Origin of the sequence: Bifidobacterium callitrichos DSM 23973, assembly GCF_000741175.1 — a bacterium.
Lineage (GTDB): Bacteria > Actinomycetota > Actinomycetes > Actinomycetales > Bifidobacteriaceae > Bifidobacterium > Bifidobacterium callitrichos.
Genome location: NZ_JGYS01000031.1, coordinates 1 through 12,948, shown reverse-complemented (window position 1 = coordinate 12,948; position 12,948 = coordinate 1). Strand labels below are relative to the sequence as shown.

Below are 12,948 nucleotides of genomic sequence, written 5' to 3'. Positions count from 1 at the left end.
GCTCCGATCTCGGCCTGCTCGACACCGAGGCCGACGGCGAGGTGCTCGCCGCGCTCGCCCAGTGGCCGGCCGTCATCAGGGAGGCCGGCGACAAGCGCGCCCCGCACCGCATCGCCCGCTACCTCGAGGACCTCGCCGCCGCATACCACAAGTGGTACAACGTCGAACGCGTCGTGCCGATGGAGCTGACCGACCTCGAATCGCGCGGCGACGAGGCCACCCGTGAGGCCCTGCGCATCGCCAAGGCGCCGGAACCGGCACGCGCCGCCGCCCGCCTGAAGCTCAACGACGCCGTGCGCGACGTGATCGCCTCCGGACTCGACCTGCTCGGCGTCACCGCGCCGGAGAAGATGTAAGGGTAAGGAGAATCGCATCATGCCCATCACCCCCATCTGGCCGGCCGCCTCGAGCGTCGACCCCGTGACCGGCGCCGCCCTGTTCCACGGGCGCACCGCCGAATCGCTGCTCGACGAATTCGGCTCGCCGCTCTACCTGATCGACACCGACGAGGTCGAGAACCGCGCGAAGACCTTCGTCAAGGCCGCCGCCGACGCGTTCACCACGTCCACCACGCACGTGAGCTTCGCCGGCAAGGCGTTCCTCTCCAAGGAGATCGTGCGCATCGTCACCTCCGCCGGCATGCTCGTCGACACCTGCTCGATGGGGGAGATGCGCATCGCCCTCGCCGCCGGCGCCCCCGGCCGCCGTCTCGTGCTGCACGGCAACAACAAGTCCGACGAGGAGATCGAACTCGCCATCGAGCAGGGCTTCGCGAAGATCGTCATCGACTCGCCCGACGAGCCGGAACGCATCGCCGCGATCGCCAAGCGACTCGGCAAACGCGCCAAGGTGATGCTGCGCGTCACCTCCGGCATCCACGCGGGCGGCCACGAGTACATCTCCACCGCGCACGAGGACCAGAAGTTCGGCGTCCCGTTCCTGCCCGCCGGTGCGGACACGTCCACGCTCGCCGTGCTCGACGACCTGGACGACGTGACTCCCGCCGCCACCAACGCGCGACTCGCCGAGACCGAGGAGACGGCCCCTGCCGGCCACGAGCGCCAGCTGCGCTACGACGTCAAGTACCCGTACGACCTGAGCCACGAGGAGGTCTCCGAGAAGGACCGGGCGCTCGCCGCCGCGATGAGCATCGTGGCCGACGGCCCCGCGCTCGCGGTCCTGAAGGACATCCTCGCCCATGACGACACGCTCGAACTGGTCGGCATCCACTCGCACATCGGCTCGAACATCCATGACGCCGACGCGTTCATCCAGGCCGCCAAGCGCATGATGCTCCTGCGCAAGACCTTCTACGCGACCGACGCCTACACGCTGCCCGAGGTCGATCTGGGCGGCGGCTACTCCGTCGCGTACACCGACGGCGAGGATTCGATGGACGTGCGCGTTGAGCTCAAGCGTCTCGCCGATGCGGTCGCGGCCGTCAATCGTGCGCTCGGCATGCCCGCGCCCGCGATCAGCTTCGAGCCGGGCCGCTGGATCGTCGCCCCAGCCGGCGTCACCCTGTACCGCGTCGGTACGGTCAAGCCCGTCACCTTGGGCGCGCATGACGGCAAGCAGCCGACCGACAGGGACGGCAATCCGATCTCGGAGCGCGTGTACGTCTCCGTCGACGGCGGCATGAGCGACAACATCCGCCCGGCCCTGTACGGCGCCGACTACACCGCCCGACTCGCGAACCGCCGCGGATCGGACGAGACGATGCTCGCCCGCGTGGTCGGCATGCACTGCGAGTCCGGCGACATCGTCGTGCATGAGGTGCGACTGCCCGCCGACACGCATCGCGGCGACATCCTCGCCGTGCCCGTCACCGGCGCGTACGGCCGCACGATGGCCAGCAACTACAATCAGGCGCTGATCCCCGCGGTCGTGGCCGTATGCGAGGACGGCGCGCATCTGATGCTGCGCCGCCAGAGCGTCGACGACCTCCTCGCCCTCGACGTGAGCGAGTGATGTCTGAGCGAGCCGACCACGCCGCGATATGACGAATCCGTCTCGCCGGGAAGCCTCCCAGCGAGACGGATTCGTCATATCAGGCCGGAAATCTCTCGCCTACGGGCGATTCCGTCCTTGCGGCGGCCCCTACTTCACCGTCATCGAGCCGACGGGCTGGCCGGCGGCTACGGTTTCGGGGGCGTCGAGGTCGAGCGAGGCGATCGCGGCCGGGTTGGTGAACACGACGATCACGTCGGTGGGCTTGCCCGCGTCCTTGACGGCCTGGAGGTCCACGCGCTCGATCGGCTTGCCGGCGGTGATGGTCTGGCCTGCGGCGACGAGCATGTCGAACGGCTCGCCGTTGAGCTGGACCGTGTCGACGCCGATGTGCACGAGCACCTCGACGCCACCCGGCGTGGTGATGCCGACCGCGTGCTTCGCGTTGGCGACGGTCGTCACCGTGCCGGAGACCGGCGCGACGATCGTGCCCGACGTGGGCGCCACGGCGAAGCCGTCGCCGAGGATCTTCGCGGCGAACGTGTCGTCCGGCACCTCCTCGACCGGCTTGTAGGTGCCGTCGGCCGGCGAGACGATGGCGAGCGTCTTCGACTCGGCGGGCTTGGATTCGGCTTCGTCCTTGTGGAACAGTCCAGAGAACAATCCCATGGTGATCCTCCTTGATATGGGTGCGTGATGCCTCGCGGCGGCGTCACGCCTTCCGGTGGATATCGGTCATAGCATCGCACACGGCCTGCACCTGCGTGCCGACGATGACCTGGATGTTCTTCTTGTCGAGCACCTTGACGCCCGGCACCAGCTTGCGGATCGCATCCACATCCACCTTGGAGGTGTCGTTGACGCCCATGCGCAGACGGGTGGTGCAGTTCTCGATGTCGACCACGTTGGCCTTGCCGCCGAGCAGCTCGTAGAGCTTCGCGGCGAGCACGGAGTCCTTGTCGCCCTTCACGGCGGCACCGGCACCCGGCGCATCGTCGAACGCGGCGGAGGAGATGGACTCGTCGTCATCGCCACGGCCCGGGGTCTTCAGGTTGAACTTCTTGATCATGAAGTCGAACACGAAGTAGTAGATGACCGCGAACACGAGACCCTGCACGATCAGCATGAACGGCATATGGGCCCTCGGCACGTTGAGCGAGAGGAACCAGTCGATGAAGCCGGCGGAGAAGTTGAAGCCGGCGATCCACTGGAACGCCGCCGCGATGAACACCGACAGGGCGGTCAGCAGCGCGTGCACCACGTACAGCGGGAACGCGGCGAACATGAAGGAGAACTCGAGCGGCTCGGTCACGCCGGTGAGGAACGCGGCGAGACCTCCGGCGAGCATCAGGGAGCCCACGGCCTTCCTGTTCTGCGGCTTGGCGTTGCGGTAGATCGCGAACGCGCCGGCCGGCAGACCGAACATCATGATCGGGAAGAAGCCGGCCTGGTACATGCCGGTGACGTACTGACCCCAAGGGTGGAAGCCGCCGGTCGCCAGAACAGCGGCGGTCTTGCCGTCGAGGCCACCGGTGCCGCTCCAGAACTTGGTGATGTCGTCGATGCCCGCGAGGTTGAACCAGAACACGTTGTTGAGCGCGTGATGCAGACCGGTCGGGATGAGCAGACGGTTGAAGAACGCGTAGATGCCGGCGCCGACCGCACCCATGCCCATGATGGCCTCACCGAAGGCGACCAGGCCGTTGTAGATGAGCGGCCAGATGAACAGCAGCAGCAGCGAGATAACCGACATCAGGGCTGCGGTCAGAATCGGCACGCAGCGGCGGCCGGAGAAGAACGCTAGGAAGTCGGGCAGCTTGGTCTTGTGGAACTTGTTGTACAGCGAGCCGGCCACGCAGCCGACCATGATGCCGAAGAACACGTTCTTGTTGCCGATGGCGCCCGCGGCGAAGGCCGCCGGCGGGTTCTCGCCGTCGAAGCCGAGGAACATCGAGGCCGATCCCATGATCGTCGTGACGGTCATGAAGCCGACGAGACCGGAGAGGGCCGAGGCGCCGTCGCGCTCGCGGGCCATGCCGACGGCCACGCCGACCGCGAAGAGCAGACCGAGGTTGTCGAGGATCGCCGAGCCGGTCTTGCACAGGTACGCGGAGACGACGTTGTTGCCGCCCCATCCGCTCGGGTCGATCCAGTATCCGATGCCCAGGAAGAGCGCTGCCGCAGGCAGACACGCGACGGGCAGCATAAGCGCGCGGCCGAGCCGCTGAACGTATGCCTTCATTTTTCCTTATACCTCCCTCTTGAGGGTTTCGAGCGATGTGGTACTTCCTTCTGCGTCATCGCTCGCCGCGCACGTACCGTCGTTGGTCCGGCGCCGCGTTAAGTTACCGCAGCATCGCTTCAGCGACCATCGTACGCTATGCGCAACATACGTCGCAACTATTTCGTTAAGAGACTATGCGTTAATCTCCCCGAAATCCGCGATGCATACGTATGCCTGAAATCCCGCACGGCTACGGCCGTCTCGATTCCGCTTCGCGCTTGTTCGGACGCGGCCGACGGCTATATTCGTTAAGGAAGTTGTCAATCGGCGTGTCGGAAAGATTCCGTAGGATGGAGTCATCCGACATCGCCGTGATGTGAATGCGATACTGGTGTTGGTCCCGTGTTCCATGGGGCCAATTGCAGATTTTTCAGGAGGATTCGTACAGTGGCTTTCGATAACGCAACCCCCATCCGCGTCGGCCTGCTGGGCGCCGGCACCGTGGGCTCCCAGACCGCCCGTCTCATCGTCGAGCAGAAGGACGAGCTCGCCGCCCGCATCGGCCGCCCGATCGAGCTGACGGGCGTGGCCTGCCTCGATCCGAAGGAGACCGAGAAGTTCCCGTGGATCGACCAGTCGATCGTCACCACGGACACGATGGGTGTGGCCACGAGCTCCGACATCGTCATCGAGCTGATCGGCGGCACCACCGTGGCCCGCACGTTCGTGCTCGCCGCGATCGAGTCCGGCGCCTCCGTCGTCACCGCGAACAAGGCCCTGCTGGCCAAGTACGGTCCGGAGATCTACGCCGCGGCCGAGGCCAAGGGCGTCGACATCTACTTCGAGGCGGCCGTGGGCGGCGCGATCCCGTTCCTGCGCCCGCTTCGCGAATCCCTCGTCGGCGACAAGGTGACGAGCATGCTCGGCATCGTCAACGGCACCACCAACTACATCCTCGACGAGATGACCGTCAAGGGCCTCCAGTTCGACGACGTCCTGAAGGACGCGCAGGCCAAGGGCTACGCCGAGGCCGACCCGACCGGCGACATCGAGGGCTACGACGCGGCGAACAAGGCCGCGATCATGGCCACGCTCGGCTTCCACACGCCCGTCACCATCGACGACGTGTCCGTCGAGGGCATCACCGCGATCACCGCCGACGACATCGCCGCCGCCACCGCCGAGCACAAGGTCATCAAGCTGCTCGCCGTCGTCGAGAACGGCGAGGCCGGCGTCTCCGCACGCGTCTACCCGGCGCTCATCTCCGAGAGCCATCCGCTCGCCAGCGTACACGGCTCCTTCAACGCGATCTTCGTCAAGGCCGAGGCCGCCGACGACCTCATGTTCTACGGCCGCGGCGCCGGCGGCGCTCCGACCGCCTCCGCCGTCGTCGGCGACGTCGTGACGGTCGCCCGCCACATCGCCGCGGGCTGCACGGGCCCGTCCATCCCGCTGTACAAGGACCTGAAGAAGGCCCCGATCAACGCCTCCAAGGCCGCGTTCGCCGTGCGATTCCTCATCCACGACAAGCCGGGCGTGCTCGCGGCGATCGCCGCCGAGTTCGCGAAGAACGGCGTGTCGATCAACGGCGTCAACCAGGACCTGAAGCCCTCGCTCAAGGCTCCTGGCTACGACGGCGAGGTCCAGCAGCTGCGCCTCGTCACGCACCTGACCGACGAGGTCACGCTGCGTGAGACGGTCAAGGCCGTGCAGGCCCTCGACTTCGTCACCGGTCAGCCGTCCATCCTGCGCGTGCTGGACTGAGGCACGGCGCGCGATGAACCCCATCTGCAACAGCGTCCACGTACGCGTTCCCGCGACGAGCGCGAACCTCGGCTCCGGCTTCGACACGGTCGGCCTCGCGCTCGACTACCACGACGAGCTCACCTTCACCCTCAACGACGATCCGTCCGACGGCGTCGCCCACGTGACCATCCACGGCGAGGGCGAGGACACGCTCCCGCGCGACGAGACGCATCTGGTCGTCTCCACGTTCCGCCGTGCGTGCGCCACGCTCGGCCTCGGCCGTCTCGGCTTCACGCTCGAGGCGACGAACAACATCCCGCAGGCGCGCGGCATGGGCTCGTCCGCCGAGGCGATCGTCGCCGGCATCGCGGCGGCGGCCGCGTTCGCGCAGCCCGGCGAGCTCAACCGTCCGGCCATCTTCGACATGGCCGCGGTCATCGAAGGCCACCCGGACAACGTCGCGCCGGCCGTGTTCGGCGGACTGACCGTCTCGTGGGACTTCACGACCGCCGAGGGCGTCGGCTCGGTCGCCATCCCCGGCAGCGAGCCGCTGCACGGCGGCTTCCACACGATCAACTACCCGGTCGATCCGGCGATCACCGCGGCCGTGTTCGTGCCCGACTACGAGCTGTCTACAGAGAAAGCGCGTCAGGCGCTGCCCAAGGAGATCCTGCACAAGGACGCCGTCTACAACGTCTCGCGCGTGGGGCTTCTGCCCGCCGCGATGAACCCGGTCGTGCTCGCGCAGGCCGCGGCGCAGGGCGGGGCCGAGTCGCTGGGTGCGGGTGTCTCGGGTGTCTCGGGTGTCTCGGGCGTCGCCGGCACCGCGACCGCCGTCAGCCCGGCCGCGTTCGCCACGGCCGCCGCGCAGGCCAACGCGCTGCTGTTCACCGCCACGCAGGACCGTCTCCACCAGCCGTACCGCGGAGGCCTGATGCCGCCGTCGACCGAGCTGATCGAGCTGTTCCGCTCCAAGGGCTACGCGGCCGCCGTCTCCGGCGCCGGCCCTTGCGTGCTCGTGCTGCACTACGGCGACGCCCGCGCCGCGATCGACGAGGTCGCCGCCTCCCAGTTGGCCTCCGGCCACTGGAAGTCCCTGCATCTGCCGATCAACACCACCGGCGTCGAGATCGAACGGCGATAGCGTCGGTAGCGGCGATAGTGAATGGGCGGTGGTCAGGCCGCCGTTCACCGCAGCAGTTCGCGTTGGCGCAGCCGTCGCAGCGAGACGGCCCACGCCAACGCGGCCAACAGCAGCGCGGCGAGCGGCAGCCATGCCTCAAGACCGGGCACGGTGAGACGGTTCGTCAGCCAATTGCCCATCAGGAACATGTTCGGGAAGTAGATGATCCGTGCCGGCAGCAACACCAGCGCCAGCAACGGCACCATCACCAGCAGCATGCGGATGATCGAGCGCGTGGAGCGGCACAGCCATGCGCCCAGCATCGTCACGGCCAGGGTCAGCGCCACGATCGTCGCGCCGATGATCGCCAGATATTGACCGAACGTCCAGTACGCCCACGGCACGATCGGCACGCCGAAGGGCATCTCGAACGAGATGCCGGCGATGGACGCGTTCGAGTTGAGGTTCAGCACAGGTACGGTCAGGAAGTCACGCAGCATCACCGCCAATGGCACGCCGAACGCGGCCAGTGAACCCACGCCGATGATCAGCGAACTGACCGCCACGGCCGTCACGCGCACACGCTGTCCGGCCCGTCCGGAACGTGACGCCCACTGCAGCTGGGTCATGCGGCGGCCCCGGTCACGCACCATCACCGGTACGGTGAGCGCGGCGGAGGCGATCACCGCGAAGGCCGCGACCGTGAAGGCGTACGCCCATGTGTCCTCCACGATGGAGTACTGGATGTAGCTGGACCGGCCGGGCTCCGCGGCGTAACGGGCCAGCCGCCCGGTCACGGCGCCCGGCATGGTGCCGGGCACACGGTACGACTGCGAGCCAAGCGAGGCGTCCTCCGGATTGCAGCCTTCGCCGGTGGCGTCCATGGCGGCGCATCCGCCGGCGGTCTCGCCACCCCAGCCGTTCGCCGTCTCCGCCTGATAGTCGTGCGCGGACTGCCGCTGCAACGGCGTGACCGGTTTGTCGGTGTCGGCGGTGGAACGCAGCATCTCCACCGAGTTCGTCAGATTGCGCTGCGCGTCGGCCTGCGTGATGGGGAAGCTCCCGATGATGAGGGAGATGCCGTACAGATCCTGCAACGCCTCGGAATCCCGGGTGATGACGCGGTCCGCCTCGTTCATCGCGCGTTGCTGCTCCTCGGTCATGTGCGCGGTCGGGTCCTTCGCCCGTCTGGCGGCGTCGATGGCCGCGCTTTCGGCCGTGCGCGCCCCGGTCGAGGTCCTGCCGGCGACAGGCGTATTGGGTGCGTCTGTGGGGTAGAACGTCCCATCGGCGATTGAGTCATACCATCGTTCGTATCCTGTGAAATCGGTGATGCCGAGCGTCTTCGCCTCGGCCGGGTGCGCTTGGATGTCGCGCGTGGCCTGCCGCTCCAAACGCGGGATGTCGGCCTTCATCCTCTCGATGGTGGTCTGGTCAGTGAGCGGGCCGTAGCGGTTGATGAGCCGGCGCTCGCTGGTCAGATCGAGAGCCGTGAAGCCCACGCTGCGTTCGGTTTCCGTAAAGGCCTGATAGGCGGGCATGATGCCGACGAACGCCCACAGCGCGCCCACGGCGAGAAGGATCAGTATGGGAAGCGGGCGCCAGATTTTGCGCATTTCCGCGGCGAACAATGTCATGATGACTCCTTTTGCGAGTGTTGCGAGTGTTGCGAGGTGTGGTCTTGCAGGTGATGCTGGCGGTTCAGGAGACCAGATCCCTGTGGTCGAACGCCCGCCGTGCCGCAGCCAATGCGGCCGTGAGATACACGAGCGAGCAGACGGTCACGCCGGTCTCCCAGAAGGCGGTGGGCGCATCCAAACCAAGTTCGGTGAACCACTGGTCGCGCAGCAGCAGCACGCCCACCGGGTTGAACCCGCCGATCCACGCGATCCACGGCGATCCTGTCGCATGCGCGGCGCCCACCGCGCCGATGACCAGTAGCACGGTGACGCCCACGCATCCCGCCACCGCGAGCGTGTTGCGCACCAGCAGGCCGAGCACCGCCGTGAACAGCGCGAAGCACAGCGTGATCGCCAGCCCCAGCGCCAGCCGTACGAATAGGTACTGTCCGATGGTCAGATCCCACCATGTGACGAACGGCCGCTGCCCGAACACCGTGTTGAACTGGCTCGCCACGTTCGCACCCCATACGCCGCGCACGTCGAACACCATGAGATACGGCACGACGATCGCCGCCACGAGCAGCAGATACATGATTGTCGAGGCGATGAGACCCGCCGCGATCTTCGGCGCGACCAGTCGCCGTCCGACGCGCGTGGCCATCATGAGCTGTTCGGTGCCCGCCGTGCGCTCGTAGCCGAGCGCCAACGCCATGAGCAGCACGGCCAGCGCGCACGTTTCGAAGAACAGGTATCCGGTCATGTTCGCCCAATGGTGCAGCGTCGGATCGGTGGCCGAGCCGGCCGCCAGATCCAACGCCGCGCCGGTGCCCGCCAGATGAGTCACGCGTGCGGCGTAGGCGTCGTATTTGTGACGCATCAGCCATGTGGCCGCCGGGTCGCCGGCGACCTGCGCGAGCATCGCGTCGCGCGTGGGCGCCGCGTTGTAGGCGGCGAGCGTGTCCGTGGCGCCGTGCGTGACCGCGGTCAGCTGCCGGTGCAGTTCGTCCGCGGTCATCGTGGATTCCTCGGGAATCCGCGCATCGACGGCGGTGGCGTGCGTGAGCTCACGGTCGAAGTCGGGGCCGACCGTTCCGCCGATGGTCACGGCGACGGCGCTCGCATAGTTGTAGCGGGCGACGGTGTTCGCCGGTACCGCCACGGCCATCAGCAGATTCACCAGCGCGCACAGGACGATGACCGCCCAGACGAGTGGCAGCCGCGCGATCTTGGCGAGCTCGCCGCCGGTGAACCTCAGCGGATGAAGGGATACGGCCATGTCAACCTCCGTAGATGACGAGGAATGCATCCTCGAGATTCGGCGCGACTGTGATCGGGCCTGCCGCAGGGTCTGCCGTGCCGGCGGCCCCGACGGCGGCCCCGACGACGGGACGTTCCGAGTAGATGCGCAGCCTTGTCGCGCCGCCGTATTGCACCTCGGACAGCAGACGCTGGTCTTCGGCGAGCGGCGTGCCGGCCGGCACCTCGTAGATCCTGCCCTCCAGCGACGCGCAGAGGTCGGCGGGGGAGGCGTTTGCGTACACCGTGCCGTCGCGCAGCATGACGATATGGCCTGCGATCGTTTCCAGATCGGAGACGATGTGGGTGGAGAGGATCACGATGCGATCGGCGGCGAGCGAGTGGATGATGTTGCGGAAACGCACACGCTCTTTCGGATCGAGTCCTGCGGTCGGCTCGTCGAGGATCAGGATGCGCGGGTCGTGCACGAGCGCCTGCGCGATGCCGACGCGCTGGATCATGCCTCCTGAGAACGTGCGCATCCGCTTGTCGGCGGCATCGGAGAGACCCACCATGGCGAGTATCGCGTTGATGCGCTCGTCCGATCCGCGTCGGGGCATGCCCTGCAACGCGGCGATGTAGCGCAGGAACCGGCGGGGCGTGTAGCCGGGGTAATAGCCGAAGTCCTGCGGCAGATACCCCACCTGACCGCGATAACGCTCGCCGAGCACCACGATGTCCTCGCCGTCCAGCCGGATCGAGCCGGAATCGGGGAACAGCAGCGTGGTCAGGAGCTTCATCAGCGTGGTCTTGCCCGCGCCGTTCGGTGCCAGCAGGCCATAGACGCCATGGTCGAACTCAAGGGTGATGTCGTGCAGGATGGTTTTACCGGACAGTTTCTTGGATACATTGTCAACGGTGAGCATTGCGGGGTCCTTTCGGGAGGAGGAATCGGTGGGGGTGACGGGAGAGAAAGGGGTATGAGTCGGGGAAGAAGAGGCGTTTCTACGCGATTTGCGCGCTGACCGGTTCCGATCCCGCGAATCGTCCCATCGCCGTGAAGTACGCCGCGCCCGTCGCCACGGCGGTGACCAGCGCGACCATCGGCGGCAGGTTGGACAGCAGCGGCGCCAGGGAGTCGTTCCAGACCAGCAGTATCACGCACAACGTCACCCACAGGGGCGGCACTACGAGCATCGATCCGGGCCAGCGGATGTGCGCATCCGCCGCGAGCTGGATGATGCCGAACACGAACAGTGCGCTGAAGGCCACGCCGAGCAGCGTGACCATCGACAGGCGCGTGGTCGGAACAATAACCCCGTCGATACCGCTTTCCACGGGACCAAGCTGCGTGTACACCGCGCCGACGATCGCGGCATAGCCCACGATGAGCGTGGCCGCGGCCGCGCCCATCACCAGCATGCGCAGCGCGCACAGCCGTGTGAACGACCAGCGCATCGTGCGCAGCAGCTCGTCGGTGTGGCTTTCGTGCTCCTTGAACCGCACGAGCAGATGCGTGGCCCCGTACAGGAACGGCGCGGTCAGGAACACCATCGCGTAGATGGTGCCGGGATGGGCGAGCACACGTTGGGCATTCGTCAGCAGTTGCAGCAGCGGAATCATCCAGACGGTCGCGGTCATCACGAGGGCGACGGCCACGCAATCCCACGCGCCGAAGAACAGGTCGCGCAGCCGTAGCGAACCGCGAGCCTCGGCCAGCGTCGACCACAAGGTGACGTGCTTCGGCACGCCCGCCTCGACCACGGCGGCGATTGCCCGCTCGCGCCGCATCGGCGGGCCGGCGGCGTCGGCGTCGTCGGTGCGCAGTGCATTCGCCCGCGTGGCCATCGCCCGCATGATGCGCGATTCCACGGCGTCGAGGCCGTTGTCGGCGGATCGGCCGTCCGACTGGTATGAGGATTGGCGGCCGATGCGATCAGTAGTGCGATCTGGGCGATCAGTGCGATCAGTTCGTGCGTTCATCGCCGAACTCCTTTCGAATCGCTTGAATCAGTCGGTAGTACCGGGCCTTCACGGCCTCGGTGTGTTCGCCACGGGCCTGCGCGATCTGCGGGAACGTGAGGTCCGCGGCCGTATGCAGATGGAAGATCTCCTGCGTGCCGGCATCGAACCGGCCCACGAAGGCGTCGATGCGGGCGAGCAGGTCGACGTCGGTCTGGACGTCGGCCGGGTCGCGGGCGCGGTTCGGGTCATCGCCGTCACATGCCTCATCCAACGGCAGCGGTGTGATGACGATTCGATTCGCGCGGCGTGCATCGATCACCTTGTGCGAGGCGATGGCATACAGCCATGTGCGCAGCGACGCCTTGTCGGGGTCGTATCCGGCAAGCGAGCGCAACGCGGCGATCATCGCCTCCTGAGTCAGATCGAACGCGCGCTCACGGTCACCGGTCATGCGCCAGATGAAGGCGAGTACGTCGTCGAAATACGCGCGGACCAGCTGGTCGGCGGCGGTGGGCGAGCCGTGCCGTACGATCGCGCGAATCAGGCGGCGGTCGATCGCGGCGCGACTGGTCGCGTCGTCCTGTCGCGCCGTGAACCAGCCCATTGTCGCCTCCCGGACTTCTTATCGTTGCGTTCACAGGTATATACGTGTGTGGGCGGCACATCGTTGCGGCGAATCACGCCCGGGCGTGTCGTGATGGCTGTGTCGGCGGCTGTGTCGGCGGTTGATGCGTCCGGGACACAATGCCCGCGCCAATCCATACAATGCTGGTGGAACCGCTGAATGAACCGCTGGTAGTGCGGTGAACCTACGTCAGGAGGGTGTATGTCCGTTCCCGTGATTCTGGCCTCCAAATCCCGCCCGCGCCGCGACGTGCTGTACTCGGCCGGTGTCTGCCCGACGATCCGCGTCTCGCACGTCGACGAGCCGGCCGCGCTCGAGGACTTCGCGCGCGAGCACGGCGTCACGGTCAATGATCTGAGCGTCGGGCAGCGTGTGACGGTTCTCGCCGGTGCGAAGGCCGACGCCGTCTACCGCGCCTACCGCGAGGTCGCCGCGACGGCCGCCGCCGCGACCGGCG

Annotated in this window: 10 protein-coding genes and 3 pseudogenes; 6 read left to right on the top strand and 7 right to left on the bottom strand. The window is 67.1% G+C overall.

Going from position 1 to position 12,948, the window contains the following annotated elements:
• Nucleotides 1–356: DALR anticodon-binding domain-containing protein (locus BCAL_RS11850; protein ID WP_043260158.1), on the top strand; the 356-nt coding region annotated here is incomplete at its 5' end.
• A 19-nt stretch (nucleotides 357–375) separates the two neighbouring features.
• Nucleotides 376–1,971 carry a diaminopimelate decarboxylase family protein gene (locus BCAL_RS11845; RefSeq protein WP_043165817.1) on the top strand — a complete coding sequence of 532 codons (1,596 nt, stop codon included), beginning with the start codon at nucleotides 376–378 and terminating at the stop codon, nucleotides 1,969–1,971.
• 129 nt (nucleotides 1,972–2,100) lie between these two features.
• Here the strand turns inward: BCAL_RS11845 and BCAL_RS11840 are convergent, their stop codons facing one another.
• Nucleotides 2,101–2,619: a PTS sugar transporter subunit IIA gene (locus BCAL_RS11840; RefSeq protein ID WP_052119133.1), complete on the bottom strand. Its 519-nt coding sequence runs from the start codon at nucleotides 2,617–2,619 to the stop codon at nucleotides 2,101–2,103.
• A 43-nt stretch (nucleotides 2,620–2,662) separates the two neighbouring features.
• Nucleotides 2,663–4,192 (bottom strand): N-acetylglucosamine-specific PTS transporter subunit IIBC, encoded by a 1,530-nt coding sequence (nagE, locus tag BCAL_RS11835; RefSeq protein ID WP_043165816.1) that lies wholly within the window; start codon nucleotides 4,190–4,192, stop codon nucleotides 2,663–2,665.
• A gap of 429 nt (nucleotides 4,193–4,621) precedes the next feature.
• Here nagE and BCAL_RS11830 point away from each other — a divergent pair, with 429 nt between their 5' ends.
• From BCAL_RS11830 to BCAL_RS14120, 3 genes and pseudogenes are all read left to right on the top strand, one after another.
• Entirely contained in the window at nucleotides 4,622–5,938 is a 1,317-nt protein-coding gene (locus BCAL_RS11830) for a homoserine dehydrogenase (RefSeq protein WP_043165815.1), read from the top strand.
• A 13-nt stretch (nucleotides 5,939–5,951) separates the two neighbouring features.
• Nucleotides 5,952–6,684 (top strand): annotated as a pseudogene (locus BCAL_RS11825) (homoserine kinase); the annotation flags it as partial.
• 89 nt (nucleotides 6,685–6,773) lie between these two features.
• A pseudogene (locus BCAL_RS14120) lies at nucleotides 6,774–7,064 on the top strand (homoserine kinase); the annotation flags it as partial.
• 44 nt (nucleotides 7,065–7,108) lie between these two features.
• On the opposite strand, the gene BCAL_RS11820 reads toward BCAL_RS14120, so the two are convergent.
• The 5 genes from BCAL_RS11820 to BCAL_RS11800 all read right to left on the bottom strand — a co-directional run bounded on the left by BCAL_RS11820 (nucleotide 7,109) and on the right by BCAL_RS11800 (nucleotide 12,470).
• A complete protein-coding gene (locus BCAL_RS11820) occupies nucleotides 7,109–8,680 on the bottom strand; it encodes a hypothetical protein (RefSeq protein ID WP_043165813.1) in 1,572 nt (523 codons plus the stop codon).
• Between the two features lie 64 nt (nucleotides 8,681–8,744).
• Nucleotides 8,745–9,941 (bottom strand): ABC transporter permease family protein, encoded by a 1,197-nt coding sequence (locus BCAL_RS11815; protein WP_043165811.1) that lies wholly within the window; start codon nucleotides 9,939–9,941, stop codon nucleotides 8,745–8,747.
• A gap of 1 nt (nucleotide 9,942) precedes the next feature.
• Nucleotides 9,943–10,827 carry an ATP-binding cassette domain-containing protein gene (locus BCAL_RS11810; protein ID WP_043165809.1) on the bottom strand — a complete coding sequence of 295 codons (885 nt, stop codon included), beginning with the start codon at nucleotides 10,825–10,827 and terminating at the stop codon, nucleotides 9,943–9,945.
• Between the two features lie 79 nt (nucleotides 10,828–10,906).
• Entirely contained in the window at nucleotides 10,907–11,884 is a 978-nt protein-coding gene (locus BCAL_RS11805; protein ID WP_043165806.1) for a hypothetical protein, read from the bottom strand.
• The gene (locus BCAL_RS11800; protein ID WP_052119132.1) at nucleotides 11,868–12,470 is read right to left on the bottom strand and encodes an RNA polymerase sigma factor; all 603 of its coding nucleotides are present in this window, start codon (nucleotides 12,468–12,470) and stop codon (nucleotides 11,868–11,870) included. The genes BCAL_RS11805 and BCAL_RS11800 overlap by 17 nt, the downstream gene beginning before the upstream one ends.
• 222 nt (nucleotides 12,471–12,692) lie before the next feature.
• Between BCAL_RS11800 and BCAL_RS11795 the strand changes: the two are divergent.
• Nucleotides 12,693–12,948, top strand: a pseudogene (locus BCAL_RS11795) (septum formation protein Maf); the annotation flags it as partial.

Bases quoted from the DNA above. Each gene is read 5' to 3' on its own strand.
- BCAL_RS11845 (WP_043165817.1), top strand. From the start codon at position 376: ATGCCCATCACCCCCATCTGGCCGGCCGCCTCGAGCGTCGACCCCGTG.
- BCAL_RS11840 (WP_052119133.1), bottom strand. From the start codon at position 2,619: ATGGGATTGTTCTCTGGACTGTTCCACAAGGACGAAGCCGAATCCAAG.
- nagE (WP_043165816.1), bottom strand. From the start codon at position 4,192: ATGAAGGCATACGTTCAGCGGCTCGGCCGCGCGCTTATGCTGCCCGTC.
- BCAL_RS11820 (WP_043165813.1), bottom strand. From the start codon at position 8,680: ATGACATTGTTCGCCGCGGAAATGCGCAAAATCTGGCGCCCGCTTCCC.
- BCAL_RS11815 (WP_043165811.1), bottom strand. From the start codon at position 9,941: ATGGCCGTATCCCTTCATCCGCTGAGGTTCACCGGCGGCGAGCTCGCC.
- BCAL_RS11810 (WP_043165809.1), bottom strand. From the start codon at position 10,827: ATGCTCACCGTTGACAATGTATCCAAGAAACTGTCCGGTAAAACCATC.
- BCAL_RS11805 (WP_043165806.1), bottom strand. From the start codon at position 11,884: ATGAACGCACGAACTGATCGCACTGATCGCCCAGATCGCACTACTGAT.
- BCAL_RS11800 (WP_052119132.1), bottom strand. From the start codon at position 12,470: ATGGGCTGGTTCACGGCGCGACAGGACGACGCGACCAGTCGCGCCGCG.